The sequence below is a fragment of the Pseudomonas putida genome (assembly GCF_001976065.1).
Taxonomy (GTDB): Bacteria; Pseudomonadota; Gammaproteobacteria; order Pseudomonadales; family Pseudomonadaceae; genus Aquipseudomonas; species Aquipseudomonas serbica.
This window is the reverse complement of sequence record NZ_MNAH01000006.1, coordinates 201013-215800: the sequence shown is the minus strand read 5'-3', so window position 1 is coordinate 215800 and position 14788 is coordinate 201013. Positions and strand designations below refer to the sequence as shown.

13 protein-coding genes are annotated in these 14788 nt (G+C 61.2%); 11 read left to right on the top strand and 2 right to left on the bottom strand.

Features of this window, described 5'->3' with window-relative positions; translation table 11 throughout:
• Positions 1-36: 36 nt before the first annotated feature.
• The gene (cytX, locus tag BKX96_RS21260; protein ID WP_046819866.1) at positions 37-1329 is read left to right on the top strand and encodes a putative hydroxymethylpyrimidine transporter CytX; all 1293 of its coding nucleotides are present in this window, start codon (positions 37-39) and stop codon (positions 1327-1329) included.
• Here the strand turns inward: cytX and BKX96_RS21255 are convergent.
• On the bottom strand, positions 1298-2044 hold the full coding sequence (locus BKX96_RS21255; protein WP_077185408.1) for an RsiV family protein: 747 nt from the start codon (positions 2042-2044) through the stop codon (positions 1298-1300). The two genes, cytX and BKX96_RS21255, sit on opposite strands and share 32 nt — an antisense overlap.
• A gap of 207 nt (positions 2045-2251) precedes the next feature.
• Here BKX96_RS21255 and BKX96_RS21250 point away from each other — a divergent pair, with 207 nt between their 5' ends.
• The 9 genes from BKX96_RS21250 to BKX96_RS21210 all read left to right on the top strand — a co-directional run bounded on the left by BKX96_RS21250 (position 2252) and on the right by BKX96_RS21210 (position 11644).
• Positions 2252-2869 carry an NUDIX domain-containing protein gene (locus BKX96_RS21250; RefSeq protein ID WP_046819864.1) on the top strand — a complete coding sequence of 206 codons (618 nt, stop codon included), beginning with the start codon at positions 2252-2254 and terminating at the stop codon, positions 2867-2869.
• The gene (locus tag BKX96_RS21245; RefSeq protein WP_046819863.1) at positions 2860-3312 is read left to right on the top strand and encodes a DUF1249 domain-containing protein; all 453 of its coding nucleotides are present in this window, start codon (positions 2860-2862) and stop codon (positions 3310-3312) included. The genes BKX96_RS21250 and BKX96_RS21245 overlap by 10 nt, the downstream gene beginning before the upstream one ends.
• Before the next feature lie 103 nt (positions 3313-3415).
• Positions 3416-4231, top strand: a complete 816-nt coding sequence (gene cpdA, locus BKX96_RS21240; protein WP_046819862.1) for a 3',5'-cyclic-AMP phosphodiesterase — start codon at positions 3416-3418, stop codon at positions 4229-4231.
• A 178-nt stretch (positions 4232-4409) separates the two neighbouring features.
• Positions 4410-5018, top strand: coding sequence for a YqiA/YcfP family alpha/beta fold hydrolase (locus BKX96_RS21235; RefSeq protein WP_046819861.1), 609 nt, complete (start codon positions 4410-4412; stop codon positions 5016-5018).
• A gap of 43 nt (positions 5019-5061) precedes the next feature.
• A complete protein-coding gene (gene parE, locus BKX96_RS21230; RefSeq protein ID WP_046819860.1) occupies positions 5062-6969 on the top strand; it encodes a DNA topoisomerase IV subunit B in 1908 nt (635 codons plus the stop codon).
• Complete coding sequence (locus tag BKX96_RS21225) at positions 6969-7958, top strand: esterase-like activity of phytase family protein (RefSeq protein WP_077185407.1); 990 nt, start codon at positions 6969-6971, stop codon at positions 7956-7958. Before parE ends, BKX96_RS21225 begins: the two co-directional genes overlap by 1 nt.
• Positions 7955-8479, top strand: coding sequence for a retropepsin-like aspartic protease family protein (locus BKX96_RS21220; RefSeq protein ID WP_077185406.1), 525 nt, complete (start codon positions 7955-7957; stop codon positions 8477-8479). The genes BKX96_RS21225 and BKX96_RS21220 overlap by 4 nt, the downstream gene beginning before the upstream one ends.
• A gap of 7 nt (positions 8480-8486) precedes the next feature.
• Positions 8487-10754, top strand: coding sequence for a DNA topoisomerase IV subunit A (gene parC, locus BKX96_RS21215; RefSeq protein WP_046819857.1), 2268 nt, complete (start codon positions 8487-8489; stop codon positions 10752-10754).
• A 176-nt stretch (positions 10755-10930) separates the two neighbouring features.
• Positions 10931-11644 carry a PqiC family protein gene (locus tag BKX96_RS21210; protein ID WP_046819856.1) on the top strand — a complete coding sequence of 238 codons (714 nt, stop codon included), beginning with the start codon at positions 10931-10933 and terminating at the stop codon, positions 11642-11644.
• A gap of 231 nt (positions 11645-11875) precedes the next feature.
• On the opposite strand, the gene BKX96_RS21205 is transcribed toward BKX96_RS21210, so the two are convergent.
• On the bottom strand, positions 11876-13396 hold the full coding sequence (locus tag BKX96_RS21205) for an AhpA/YtjB family protein (protein WP_046819855.1): 1521 nt from the start codon (positions 13394-13396) through the stop codon (positions 11876-11878).
• 135 nt (positions 13397-13531) lie between these two features.
• On the opposite strand from BKX96_RS21205, the gene serB reads away from it, so the two are divergent.
• Entirely contained in the window at positions 13532-14746 is a 1215-nt protein-coding gene (gene serB / locus BKX96_RS21200; protein ID WP_046819854.1) for a phosphoserine phosphatase SerB, read from the top strand.
• Positions 14747-14788 lie beyond the last annotated feature (42 nt).

The following is a 14788-nucleotide window of genomic DNA, read 5'->3' as shown; positions in this document are numbered from 1 at the left end:
AACACAACAACAAATGTCCCTCTGAGATAACACCCCTTGAGCATTCAACCCAGCACTTACTCACCCGACATCGCGGTGCCAACCGACAGGCGTGTCTTCGGCGGCCGCGATCTGTTTTCCCTGTGGTTTTCCCTCGGCATCGGCCTGATGGTCCTGCAGACCGGCGCGCTGCTTGCGCCAGGCCTGGGCCTGTCCGGCTCGCTGCTGGCGATTTTCCTCGGCACACTGGTCGGTGTCCTGCTGCTGGCTGCGGTCGGCGTGATCGGCAGCGACACAGGCCTGTCATCGATGGCTGCGCTCAAGCTCAGCCTCGGCAGCAAAGGCGCGAGCCTGCCGGCGGTACTGAACCTGTTGCAACTGATCGGTTGGGGCTCATTCGAAATCATCGTCATGCGCGATGCCGCCAGCCTGTTGGGCGCCAAAGCCTTCAGCGATGGCAGCCTGATGTCCAATCCTGTGCTGTGGACCCTGTTCTTCGGCGCCCTGGCGACCCTGTTGGCCGTCAGTGGCCCGTTGACCTTTGTACGCCAGATCCTGCGCAAATGGGGCATCTGGCTGCTGCTGGCCGCGTGCATCTGGCTGACCTGGAACCTGTTCGCCAAAGCTGATCTGGCCGCCTTGTGGGCACAGGCAGGTGACGGTTCGATGCCGTTCGCGGTGGGCTTCGACATTGCTATCGCGATGCCGCTGTCATGGCTGCCACTGATTGCCGACTACTCGCGTTTCGGCAAGCGTGCGAAGAATGTCTTCGGCGGTACGGCGATCGGCTTCTTTATCGGTAATTTCTGGCTGATGAGCCTGGGCGTGGCCTACACCCTGGCATTCGCGCCGAGTGGCGAAGTCAATGCCTTGCTGTTGGCATTGGCAGGCGCGGGCCTCGGGATTCCGCTGCTGCTGATCCTGCTGGATGAATCGGAAAACGCCTTCGCCGATATTCACTCGGCAGCGGTTTCCAGCGGGATTCTGTTGCGCCTGAAAGTCGAGCACCTGGCCTTGGCCATCGGCGTGATCTGTACCCTGATCGCCTTGCTGGCGCCCCTGGCCCAGTACCAGAACTTCCTGCTGTTGATCGGTTCGGTGTTCGCGCCGCTGTTCGGCGTGGTGCTGGTGGATCACTTCATCCTGCGCAAACGCAGCGGCAAGGTGGCGTCAGCTGCATTGCGCTGGCCAGCGCTGCTCGCCTGGCTGGGTGGGGTCAGCACCTATCACTTGCTGGCCAATCTGTATCCGGACATCGGCGCAACCCTGCCGGCGTTGATCCTGGCAGGGCTGTTGCAGCTGGTGCTGGGCCGGGCCTTCAGTTACGGCCGGGAAACAGCTCGGGCTTGATGATGCCATTCAGGCGGGGGTAGGGGATCTTCAGTTCGACATGGCCCAGCGCGTAAGGCGCAATGCTGCTGGTTTCGTACTTGAGGATCACCCCGCCATAGGTCAGTGCCACGTTCTGGGTTTTCTGGAACGGCCAACTCTTGACGAACTCCGGTTCCTGATCGAGCTTGGTGCTGATCAACCAGCTGTTGTGGGCCACCTGTGCGGCTTTCCAGAACGCCTCTTCCTGCCCGGGTACCAGCATGTCCGACAGTGTCAGCACCTTTTGCTGCTGGCGCGAATAGTTGATGAAACCTCGACCCGGCGTGCCATGGGCACCGCCGGTGTCCAGGTAGCTGGACAACTCGATGATCACCAAGCCGTCATGCTGCTCACGTATCTTGGCCTGCAGGTAAATGCTGTTGCGCGGACCTGCAGTGCGCAAAAACTGTTCGCGATAGGCCGCCAGCGTCGGTGCCACCGGGGCGTCGGGCGAGGTGCGGGTCATTTGCAGCAGGCGTTTTTCGATGATGCCGTCCAGAGCAGGTTCGGCGGGGAAATGCAGGGTGTCGATGTTCACCAGCGGACAGTCCTGGTCCGTACAGCCTGGCTTGAGTTGCTCGGTGGCGTCGCGGGTGGTTTCCAGCGGCGCGCGATAATTGGGCTGGAACAGGCTCTGGCAAGCGCCCAGGATCAGGGCGAGAGCAGCCACGGAGGCAATTTTAAAAAGCGACATGGGCGTCCTTCATAAAACAGGGAAAGGCAAAAAGTTACCCGCTTCGACTATCAACGGAGCAGTCAGTTCGCCACTAAGCTAATTAGAGTGGGTTTCGACCTCACCGTCCATCCCGCTGAAGGTAAAGGGGCTGCATCAAACCTCATGGGCGCGTTAGGATGGCGCGAAGTCGAGGCTGGAGCCTCGGTGTCAGATACGAGGATTGTCATGACTGATTTTGCCAAAGCCATTCCGACCGCCGTGGATATCGTTCGGCGCGAAAAGTGCTTCGAGGGTTTCTACAAGCTCGATCGCGTGCACTTGCGCCACGAATTGTTCGCCGGCGGCATGAGCCGCGAAATCAGCCGTGAACTGTTCGTGCGCCACGATGCGGTGTGCATGCTGCCCTACGACCCCCTGCGCGATGAAGTGGTGCTGATCGAGCAGTTTCGTGTCGGTGCCCTGGGCAAGACCGACAATCCGTGGCTGGTCGAACTGGTCGCTGGTCTGATCGACAAGGATGAGCAACCGGAAGAAGTTGCTCACCGCGAAGCGCAGGAGGAAGCTGGGCTTGTCATCGGTGCACTGTGGCCGATGACCCGGTATTTTCCATCGCCGGGCGGCAGCAACGAATTCGTGCATTTGTACTTGGGACGTTGCGATAGTAGTGGGGTAGGCGGCCTGCATGGGCTGGAGGAAGAGGCTGAAGATATTCGCGTCACGGTGTGGGCTTTCGAAGATGCCCTGCAAGCCGTACGCGACGGACGTATTGCCAACGCGCCCAGCATCATTGCCTTGCAATGGCTGGCACTGAACCGCGTTGAAGTGAGGGGGCTATGGTCGTAAACAAGCTGCGCGATCGCTATCGGGTGGACCTCGTGGGGCTGCAGGCGTCCTGCGAGGCGAACTACGCGCGCCTGATGCGACTGTTGCCGGACATGCGCAATGAGCCCGCGGCGCGGCGTATCGCCGTGACCCATGGCGACCAGATGCTCGGCGTGCTGGCGCTGGAAGTGCTGCAGGTCTGTCCCTACACCACGACCCTGCAGGTGCGCCAGGAGCACAGCCTGCCCTGGCTGCCGGTGCCGCAACTGGAAGTGCAGGTCTACCACGACGCGTGTATGGCCGAAGTGGTCAGCGCCGAACATGCGCGGCGCTTTCGCGGCATCTATCCTTACCCGAACGCCTCGATGCACCAGCCCGACGAAAAGGCCCAGTTGAACATGTTCCTGGGCGAGTGGCTGAGCCATTGCCTGGCGTTGGGGCACGAGTACGAAGTGGTCCGTTGATGTTCTTGTGAACTGCGTCAGGTTCGCGGATTCCCCTTTTTCATCATCCCCCAGCATAATTGCGCCATTATCCAATCCCGCGATCACGCCCTGGGAGAACGCCTTGCCGAGCGTATCCAACTTGACCACAGCCGATACGGCGATGCTGGTGCAACTCTCCGACAGTCACCTGTTCGCCGAAGCGGACGGCTCGCTGCTGGGCATGAATACCCGAGACAGCCTGCAAAAAGTCATCGAATTGGTGCGCGTGCAGCAGCCTCGGATCGATCTGGTCCTGGCCACCGGCGATTTGTCCCAGGACGGCACGCTCGAGTCCTACCAGCAGTTTCGTGAGCTGAGCCGACAGCTCGACGCGTCGGCGCGCTGGATTCCCGGCAATCACGACGAGCCACGGATCATGGCCGAGGCGGCGGTGCAGAGTGCCTTGCTGGAGCCCGTAGTGGACATCGGCAACTGGCGGGTCACGCTGCTCGATTCGGCAGTGCCAGGCTCGGTGCCGGGGTATTTGCAGGACGAACAGTTGCAACTGCTGGCCCGCTCTGTGAGTGAAGCGCCAGAACGGCACCACCTGGTGTGCCTGCACCATCACCCCGTGTCGATCGGCTGTGCGTGGATGGAACCGATCGGGCTGCGCAATCCCGAAGCTTTTTTTGAAGTTCTGGATCGTTTTCCACAGGTGCGTGCCGTGCTGTGGGGGCATGTGCATCAGGAAATCGATCAATTGCGTAACGGCGTGCGTCTGATCGCCTCGCCATCGACCTGCATTCAGTTCGAGCCGGGCAGCGAAGACTTCAAGGTCGGGGAGCAGGCGCCGGGGTATCGCTGGTTGCGGCTGTTGCCGGATGGGCGGCTGGAAACCGGCGTGGAGCGCGTCACTGGCTTTGATTTTCAGCCCGACTACGGCTCCAACGGCTACTGACGCATCCCTTGTAGGAGCTGGCTTGCCAGCGAAGAGGCCGTCACGATCAATATCATTGTTGCTTGAGAATCCGCTTTCGCTGGCAAGCCAGCTCCTACAGGGATCGCATTTCATCGCCACCCAACGCGCCAAAGTCCCTGTAAACTGCGCCTCTTTACCCGACGCACAGGGAACTCGAATGTCCGGCTCGATCCTTTATATCCACGGCTTCAACAGCGCGCCTGCGTCGAAAAAGGCCACTCAGTTAAGTGAAGTGATGGAACGCCTGGGCTTGATCGACCAGTTGCGTGTGCCAGCCTTGCATCACCATCCCCGCGAGGCCATCGGTCAGCTGGAGCAGGCGATTGGAGCGCTCGGGCGGCCATTGCTGGTCGGCAGCTCGCTCGGCGGCTACTATGCGACGCACCTGGCCGAGCGCCATGGCTTGAAAGCCCTGTTGATCAACCCCGCTGTCAGTCCACACCGGATGTTCGATGGATTCCTGGGGACACAGAAGAACCTGTATACCGACGAGACCTGGGAAATGACCCACGACCACGTGACGGCCCTCGCCGAGCTGGAAGTGCCGGCACCCCAGGATCCGCAACGCTATCAGGTATGGTTGCAAACCGGTGACGAAACGCTGGACTATCGCCTCGCCCAGCAGTATTACCGGGCCTGTGCCTTGCGCATCCAGGCTGGTGGCGACCATGGTTTCCAGGGTTTTGCCGAGCAGCTTCCGGCGATGCTGAGTTTTGCCGGCATTGGCGCAGATTTGTATCAGGCGATTGATTTCACCGCGCTGTGAAACCTTGCCCCTATTTTCAATGAAAGACTGACGACGAGACCCCATGGCCACTCCCAGCGCTAGCTCTTATAACGCCGACGCCATCGAAGTCCTCTCGGGCCTCGACCCGGTGCGCAAACGCCCCGGCATGTACACCGACACCAGTCGGCCGAACCACCTCGCCCAGGAAGTCATCGACAACAGCGTCGACGAAGCCTTGGCCGGGCATGCCAAATCGGTGCAGGTCATCCTCCACGCCGATCACTCGCTGGAAGTCAGCGACGACGGCCGTGGCATGCCGGTGGACATTCACCCCGAAGAAGGTGTTTCCGGGGTCGAGCTGATCCTCACCAAGCTTCATGCGGGTGGCAAGTTTTCCAACAAGAACTACCAGTTCTCCGGCGGTCTGCACGGGGTGGGTATTTCGGTGGTCAACGCCTTGTCGACCGAAGTGCGGGTGCGTGTAAAGCGTGACGGCAACGAATACCAGATGACCTTCGCTGACGGTTTCAAGAAAACCGAGCTGGAAATCATCGGTACGGTCGGCAAGCGCAACACCGGGACCAGCGTGTTCTTCGCGCCGGACCCGAAATACTTCGACTCACCGAAGTTTTCCATCAGCCGCCTCAAGCACGTGCTCAAGGCCAAGGCCGTTCTGTGCCCGGGGCTGCTGGTCAGTTTTGAAGACAAGGCCACCGGCGAAAAAGTCGAATGGCATTACGAAGATGGCCTGCGTTCCTACCTGGTCGACGCGGTCAGCGAGTTCGAGCGCCTGCCGGACGAGCCGTTCTGCGGCAGCCTGGCCGGCAACAAGGAAGCCGTTGACTGGGCACTGCTGTGGCTGCCGGAAGGTGGCGACGCGGTGCAGGAAAGCTACGTCAATCTGATCCCGACTGCCCAGGGCGGTACCCACGTCAATGGCCTGCGCCAGGGCCTGCTCGACGCCATGCGCGAGTTCTGCGAGTTCCGCAGCCTGTTGCCACGCGGCGTGAAGCTGGCGCCGGAAGACGTCTGGGAGCGCATCGCTTTTGTGCTGTCGATGAAGATGCAGGAGCCGCAATTCTCCGGCCAGACCAAGGAGCGTCTGTCGTCCCGCGAAGCCGCGGCGTTCGTCTCCGGGGTGGTCAAGGACGCGTTCAGCCTGTGGCTTAATGCGCACCCGGAAACCGGTCTGGCGCTGGCGGAGCTGGCGATCAACAACGCCGGTCGTCGCCTGAAGGCCAGCAAGAAGGTCGAGCGCAAGCGCATCACCCAGGGGCCGGCGTTGCCGGGCAAGCTCGCTGACTGCGCCGGGCAGGACCCGATGCGGTCCGAGCTGTTCCTGGTGGAAGGTGACTCCGCCGGCGGTTCGGCCAAACAGGCGCGGGACAAAGAGTTCCAGGCGATTCTGCCGTTGCGCGGCAAGATCCTCAACACTTGGGAAGTCGACGGCAGCGAAGTGCTGGCCAGCCAGGAAGTGCACAACATCGCCGTGGCCATCGGTGTCGATCCGGGCGCCGCGGACATGAGCCAGCTGCGTTACGGCAAGATCTGCATCCTCGCCGACGCCGACTCCGACGGTCTGCACATTGCCACGTTGCTGTGTGCATTGTTCGTCCAGCATTTCCGCCCGTTGGTGGATGCCGGTCACGTCTATGTCGCCATGCCGCCGCTGTACCGCATCGACCTGGGCAAAGAGATCTACTACGCCCTCGACGAAGCCGAGCGCGATGGCATTCTCGATCGCCTGGTGGCCGAGAAGAAGCGCGGCAAGCCGCAGGTCACCCGATTCAAGGGCCTGGGCGAAATGAACCCGCCGCAGCTGCGCGAAACCACCATGGACCCGAACACCCGGCGCCTGGTGCAACTGACCTTGGGCGATAATTTCGACGCGACCTCGGAAATGATGGACATGCTGCTGGCGAAAAAACGCGCTGGCGATCGCAAGACCTGGCTGGAGTCCAAGGGCAACCTGGCGGAGGTGCTGGGCTGATGCGGCTGGGCTTTGCCCTGGCGTGTGCGTTGCTGCTGACCTCGATCACGGTGTCTGCCAAGCCGACACCGCAGCTGCGTCTGTTGTCCGAGCATGCCGTGGACGGCATGCGTGGCGGCAACCTGTCCGGGCTGGCCCAGTGCGGCACGGAGTTGTGGACGGTCTCCGACCGCGACGACGATCAGATCTATCGTCTCGAGACGGGCGACGGCGCCTGGCGTGCGGAAGCGGTAGGCATCGGCGTCCCGCCTGTGCCGGACAGCGGCTTGCCATGGGGTCTGCGGTCACGGGCCTGGGTGTCGTCGTTCGTGCGTGGCGGTGATCTGGATTTCGAAGGAATCACGTGCGACAGCGCCGGAAATCGCTATGTGGTCAGCGAGTCCCATGCGGCGGTGCTGCAAATTCCGCCAACCGGGCCGACCTCCTGGCTGAAGATTTCGCCGATCATGGTGCGCGAGGCGCGGGCCAGCGGTATGTTGCTGCGTTTCAATGCGTTGTTCGAAGGCCTGGCGATCAATCCGCAAGGTGACCAATTGTGGTTGGCTGCCGAGCGCGAGAGCCGCGGGTTGCTGCTGGTCAAGCGCAAGCAGACTGTCTGGGACTGCGACGGCGGCTGTGTGCTGCTGAGCGAAGGCGCAAAGGAAATGCAACCGGCACAATTTCCCAACGCCAGGGCGATGCCCCGGGATTTTGCCGATCTGTCATGGTTCGACGGCAAGCTGTTTACCCTCGAGCGCAACGCGTATGAGATTTGCCGTCGTGATGCGGTGACGGCCAAGGTCGAACGCTGCTGGTCGTTTGCCGATGAGGCGTTGCAGGAAAACCGTCGTTATCCCCAGGACTTTGCACTGACGGAGGCCTTGATCGTGGACGCCGAGGGTGCCTGGATCGGTATCGACAACAACACCGGTGCCCGCGCCGATGGCGAGGTCCGTCCGATCGTCTGGCGCTTCGCGGCGCCTGAAGGTGGCTGGAGCGCCCAGCCATGAGCCAGCAGCCCCCTGGCAAACGTGCCGGCCGGGTATTGATGGTACTGGCCTGGTGCGCCGCGCTGTTTCTGGCGACGCGGTTTTTCGGCCAGTGGGAAGAGCGCCAACAGAATCCGAATGTGGTCGTCAGTTCGGAGCGCGGTGAGGGATTCGTCGAAGTGAAACTGGTCAGCAACGGTCAGGGACATTTCGTTGCCAGCGGCCATATCAATGGCCAGCCGGTGAATTTCATGCTCGATACCGGGGCGACCGATGTGGCGATCCCGGCGCAAATGGCCGAACGGCTGAAACTGGAACAAGGCTTCGGGGTGACCCTGAGCACCGCCAACGGTCGCACCGAGGGTTATCGAACCCGCGTCGACCGCCTGCAACTGGGCGATATTGTGCTGCGTGATGTGCGCGCCATCGTCGTGCCGGGCCTGGATGGCGAACAAGTGCTGCTCGGTATGAGCGCGCTGAACAAACTTGAATTTACCCAGCGCGGTGGCACCATGCTGCTGCGCCAGACAACGAACCGATGAGGCCCGCATGAGCGACTCCCTTGATCTCAGCCTGGACGGTGTAGAACGCCGGTCACTGGCTGACTTCACCGAAAATGCCTACCTCAACTACTCCATGTACGTGATCATGGACCGTGCCTTGCCGCATATCGGCGACGGCCTGAAGCCGGTACAGCGGCGTATCATTTACGCCATGAGCGAGCTGGGGCTGGACGCCGATTCCAAGCACAAGAAATCGGCGCGTACCGTCGGTGACGTGCTCGGTAAATTCCACCCCCATGGTGACTCGGCCTGCTACGAAGCCATGGTCCTGATGGCTCAGCCGTTCAGCTATCGCTATACGCTGGTGGACGGCCAGGGCAACTGGGGTGCACCGGACGATCCCAAGTCCTTCGCCGCCATGCGCTACACCGAAGCACGGCTGTCGCGCTACTCCGAAGTGCTGCTCAGCGAACTGGGCCAGGGCACGGCGGACTGGGGCCCGAACTTCGACGGCACCCTCGACGAACCGCTGGTGTTGCCAGCACGGTTGCCTAATATCCTGCTCAACGGCACCACCGGTATCGCCGTGGGCATGGCCACCGACGTTCCGCCGCACAACCTGCGCGAAGTCGCCAGTGCCTGCGTGCGTTTGCTCGATGAGCCCAAGGCCACCGTCGAGCAGCTTTGCGAGCACATCCAGGGCCCGGACTACCCGACTGAGGCGGAGATCATCACGCCGCGTGCCGACCTGCTGAAAATCTACGAGACCGGGCGCGGTTCGGTGCGCATGCGCGCCGTTTACCACATTGAAGACGGCGACATCATCGTCACCGCGCTACCGCATCAGGTTTCTGGTGCCAAGGTGCTGGAACAGATTGCGGCCATGATGCAGGCCAAACCGTCGAAGGCCCCGCAAATCGCGGACTTGCGCGACGAGTCGGACCACGAGAACCCATGCCGGATCGTGATCATTCCTGGCGCCCGGAAAAACTTTGACCACGATGCGCTGATGCAGCATCTGTTCGCCAGCACCGAGCTGGAGTCGAGCTACCGGGTCAACATCAACATCATCGGGCTGGATGGCAAGCCGCAGCTGAAAAACCTGCGGGCCCTGCTGGTCGAGTGGCTGGAGTTCCGGGTTCGGACCGTACGTCGCCGCCTGCAATTCCGCCTGGACAAGGTCGAGCGTCGTCTGCACCTGTTGGATGGTTTGTTGATCGCCTACCTCAACCTGGATGAAGTGATCCACATCATCCGCACTGAGGAGCAGCCCAAAGCCGCGCTGATCGAGCGTTTCGCCCTGAGCGAAATCCAGGCCGACTACATTCTCGACACGCGCTTGCGTCAATTGGCGCGACTGGAAGAAATGAAGCTGCGTTCCGAGCAGGATGAACTGCTCAAGGAACAAGCCAAGCTGCAAGCCCTGCTGAGCAGCGAAGCCAAGCTGAAGAAGCTGGTGCGCACCGAGCTGATCAAGGACGCCGAGACCTATGGCGACGACCGTCGCTCGCCTATCGTCGAGCGCGCTGAAGCGAAGGCGCTGACCGAGCACGATCTGCTGCCGAACGAAAAAGTCACCGTCGTGCTGTCGGAAAAAGGCTGGGTGCGCTCCGCCAAAGGCCACGACATCGACGCCACCGGACTTTCCTACAAGGCCGGGGACGGTTTCAAGGCCTTGGCGGCGGGGCGTTCCAACCAGTTTGCGGTGTTCATCGATTCCACCGGGCGCAGTTATTCGGTGGCGGCACACACCTTGCCATCGGCCCGTGGCCAGGGCGAGCCGCTGACCGGTCGTCTGACACCGCCGCCAGGGGCGAGTTTCGAATGCGTGCTGATGCCTGAAGACGATGCGCTGTACGTCATTGCGTCGGACGCCGGTTACGGTTTCGTGGTCAAGGGTGAAGACCTGCAGGCCAAGAACAAGGCAGGCAAGGCCCTGTTGAGCCTGCCGAACAACGCCAAGGTGATCCTGCCGCGTCCAGTGGCCGATCGTGAGCACAACTGGCTGGCGTCGGTGACCACCGAAGGTCGCCTGCTGATCTTCAAGATCAGCGATCTGCCACAATTAGGTAAGGGCAAAGGCAACAAGATCATCGGGATTTCCGGTGAGCGTGTGGCCAGCCGCGAAGAATATGTCACGGACATCGCCGTTGTGCCGGACGGTGCCACTTTGGTGCTGCAGGCCGGAAAACGTACCTTGTCACTGAAAGCAGACGACCTCGAACACTACAAGGGTGAGCGTGGGCGTCGTGGTAACAAATTGCCACGTGGCTTCCAGAGGGTGGATGCGCTGCTCGTCGAAAACCTCAATTAAGCGTCCTAGAGCGCTCGATCTACGATTTAACGCGTAGATCGACGCTTTGGCGCTGGAGTCGGAACGCATATTCACGGATGATATGGCCTTTCAAGCGCCGGCGTGGCCGAGCGTTCTTCATATTTATTGAGTATTTTCACTGTGGTCAGCCTTGTGGCGGCCACCTGGATGGGACGATGACTGCTCTGCGCCTTCCTTTTATTTTGATGCTCGCCGGCGTTCTTGGCCTGGCGGGTTGCAGCGTTCACCAACCGGTGTCGCTGTATCAACTGGACAGCGGAAGTCCGGTTGCGCCTGCGCAAAGCGCGGGCATGGCGGTTTTGTTGGGCCCGGTCACCGTGGCGGACTACCTGCAGCGCGAAACCCTGTTGCAGCGTCAGCCTGATGGCAGCCTGCAAGCCTCGTCCGACGGACGTTGGGCTGGCAGCCTGTCTTCCGACATCGATCAGCTGTTGCTGCGTCAGGTGGCGGGTCATTTGGACAGCCAGCGTGTAGTGCTGGCGCCTGCGACAACAGGGTTCACACCGGATGTCCAGGTCCTGTTGACCATCACGCGCCTGGATTCGGGGAAGACGCAACCGGCGATCCTCGATGCCCAGTGGCGTTTGATCGACCGTCGTGGCCAGGTGCGCGATAACCGCATCATTCACCTGCAGGAACAGCACGCCGGTAATACGGCGGCTCAGGTTCAGGCACAGGGTGTGTTGCTGCAGAAGCTTGCTGAACAGCTGTCGGTAGCGCTCAAGCCGCTGGCCAACCAGCCTCCGATTGCCGAAGCACCGCGCAAGCCGGCAGCCAAGCCTGCAGCGCCTGCGGCGGAACAGGAAAAACAGCCGAAGATCCCGATGGCTGCACCGATTCGCACGGATATGGAAGTGTTTCGCTTCTAAAGCTCGATGGATTGGAAACAAGGCCCGCTTTGATGCGGGCCTTGTTGTTTCTGCAGGTTGGAGATCTCTAGTGCCTGTCCCGGCCTCTTCGCGGGCAAGCCCGCTCCTACAGAGTTAGTGGAATCCATACGAGCCCTGTAGGAGCTGGCTTGCCAGCGAAGGCCTCAGGACAGGCAACAAAAAAGCCCGCAGACGATCAACTCATCTGCGGGCTTCTTGATAACAGGGCTATTACGCCCGGCGTTCGTGCATCCGCGCCAGCTGGCGTTCCAGCATCGACGGATACGGCTCCATCAGCCGCTCCACGCAGCAGGCGCCTTCAGGGCTGGCTATCGGGCGGATCCGTGCGCGCTGGCGAATCAGGGCGTCGTCACTGATCTTGCGCTCAACCAGCAGCAGGTTGCGGCTGTGCTGCGACAGGGCCAGGGCATCCTGTGCGGCGTCGGTCAGCAACAGGTCGATCTGGCTCAGGCCAAACAGTTCCTCGCCCAGGGTCAGGCCAAGCTGCAATTGCAAGGTGATGCCACTGTCGGCGACTTCGATTTGCAGCTGATGACCCAACGCCCGCAGCAGCTCGCCGCAACAGATGGCGTTGGTCAGGTAATCGTCGCCGCTGTCTTCGGAGTGGAACAGCATCAGGGTGCTGCCATCGTTCAGGGTGTGCAGTTCGCTCTGGTAAAGCGAGGCCGCCTGGTCGAGGCAGTCGCGGTAGCGTTTGAGCAGATCTTCCAGGCGTGTCCGGGGCAGGCGTCGCAGCTGTTCCTGTGAGCCCAGCTGTACGGCCAGCACGGCGCTGTGCTGCGGTACATTGGAGGCTACAGGTTTGGCCGACGGTTTCACCACACTGTCTGGTGCATCATCGAGCAAGTCGGCGAACGCATCGTCGTCATCGTCTTCAACAGTGCTGACGACACGCCGTGGCGCGGCTTTCATCGCGGCCATGGGGCGACTTTCATCGAATCTCGGATCACGCAGGTTACGCACTTCGAAATCCGGCTCGCCGTCCTCGTCATCGTTGTCTTCGAATTCGGGTTCCGGCTCAGGTTCCGGTTCGACGGGTTCTGGCGCAAAGTCGGCGTGCAGCTGGCGCGCCAGGTCGCCGATCTCGTCATTGCGTTCGGTGGCCGGGGTGTGTTCGTCGATATTGCGCAGCCAGACCCGCAATTGCAGCAACGGCGTGGAGAGGTATCGCCCCATGCGCAGGCTCAAGGCCAGCGACAGGGCCAGCAGGATCGCACTCAAGATGCCCATGCTTTGCAGGCTGATGGTCATCGGCTGCTGGAACTGGTCCATGTCCAGGCTGATGCGCAGCTGACCGGCGGTCACGTCCTGGAACGTGATCTTGCTCTGGTACATGCCCTCGGCTTCGCCCAACAGGCCATGCTTGGGACGCTGGCCGGCTTCGGCGAGGATGCGGTTGTCCACGCTGTAGATGGCGGCGTGGGCCACCAGCTTGTTCTTGGTCAGGTTGTTGAGCAGGACGTTGAGGCTGAGGATGTCGTTGGACACCAGCAGCTCAGTAGCCGAGGTGGCCGTCTGCATGGTCAGGCTTTCACCCAGCGCATCCGCTTGCTCGTGCATGGCCTGCTTGAACTGCAAACCCATCACGCAGGCGTAGATCACCAGGGCCAGAGCGACCAGGATCACGTTATGGCTGGCAATGCGTAATGCAATCGGTACACGGCGGTGGCGCAGTGCACGGAAGATCAGCAGGAAGAAGTTATCGGTTTTTACTGGCGTAGGCCGGTTCACTTGAGCTCGGCTCTTTTGTCCGTGAAGTTGACGCGCAGTATAGCGACAGGCCCTAGGCCGTCAAAGCGCTCACGGTGCCCGATGGTCACTGAATGTGGGTAGAATGCGGTTTTTTTCCACCTGCGGGGGTGCGCCTTGCGCGAAATCGTCCTGATAAACATCACGGGAGTCGACCGTCCGGGTCTGACTGCGGCCATTACCGGCGTTCTGGCCCAGGGTGGTGTGAACATTCTCGACATCGGTCAGGCGGTGATCCACGACACCCTGTCGTTCGGCATCCTGGTTGAAATTCCTGATACCGAACAAGGCAAGTCGGTGCTCAAGGACATCCTGTTCAAGGGCTATGAGCTTGATCAACAGGTGCGTTTCACGCCGGTATCCGAAGAGGATTACCAGCAGTGGGTCGGCAACCAGGGCAAAAAACGCCACATCGTGACCCTGCTGACACGCAAGGTCACCGCCGGGCAATTGCAGGCCGTGAGTTCGATCACCGCCAAATATGGCCTGAACATCGACCATATCGATCGCCTGTCCGGGCGCATGCCGCTGGACACCCCGGCTGATAAAGGCAAGGGTTGCATCGAGTTTTCCGTGCGCGGCGAAGCGGCTGATCCGCAGTCACTGCGGGCGGAATTCCTCAGCGTCGCCCAGGAGCTGAACGTCGACATCGCCTTCCAGGAAGATTCGCTGTTCCGTCGCAACCGCCGCCTGGCGGTGTTCGACATGGACTCGACCCTGATCGAGGCCGAAGTCATCGACGAGTTGGCCAAGGCGGCCGGCGTGGGCGACAAGGTGTCGGAAATTACCGAGCGGGCGATGGCCGGTGAACTGGACTTCCGCGCCAGCTTCAAGGAACGCCTGGCGTTGCTCAAGGGGCTGGACGTTGGCGTGCTGGACTCGATCGGCGCCTCTCTTCGCCTGACCGAAGGTGCTGAAACCCTGTTCGCCGAACTCAAGCGCCTGGGTTACAAGACCGCCATCCTGTCGGGCGGGTTTACCTACTTCGCCAAGCAATTACAGGCCAAGCTGGGTATCGACTACGTGTTCGCCAACGAACTGGAAGTGGTTGATGGCAAGGTGACGGGCGTGGCGATCGAGCCGATTGTCGATGCCCAGCGCAAAGCGGATCTGCTGAAAGAACTGGCACACAAGGAAGGCTTGCGACTGGAGCAGACCATTGCGGTCGGCGACGGTGCCAATGACCTGCCGATGCTGGCAATTGCCGGATTGGGCGTGGCGTTCCGGGCCAAGCCGCTGGTCAAGCAGTCGGCTAGACAGGCGATTTCCACCCTTGGGCTGGATGGCGTGCTGTATCTGCTGGGCTTCCGCGATCGCGACGGCCAGCTCTGATACACCCGAAACAAATGTGGGAGCGGGCTTGCTCGCGAAGGC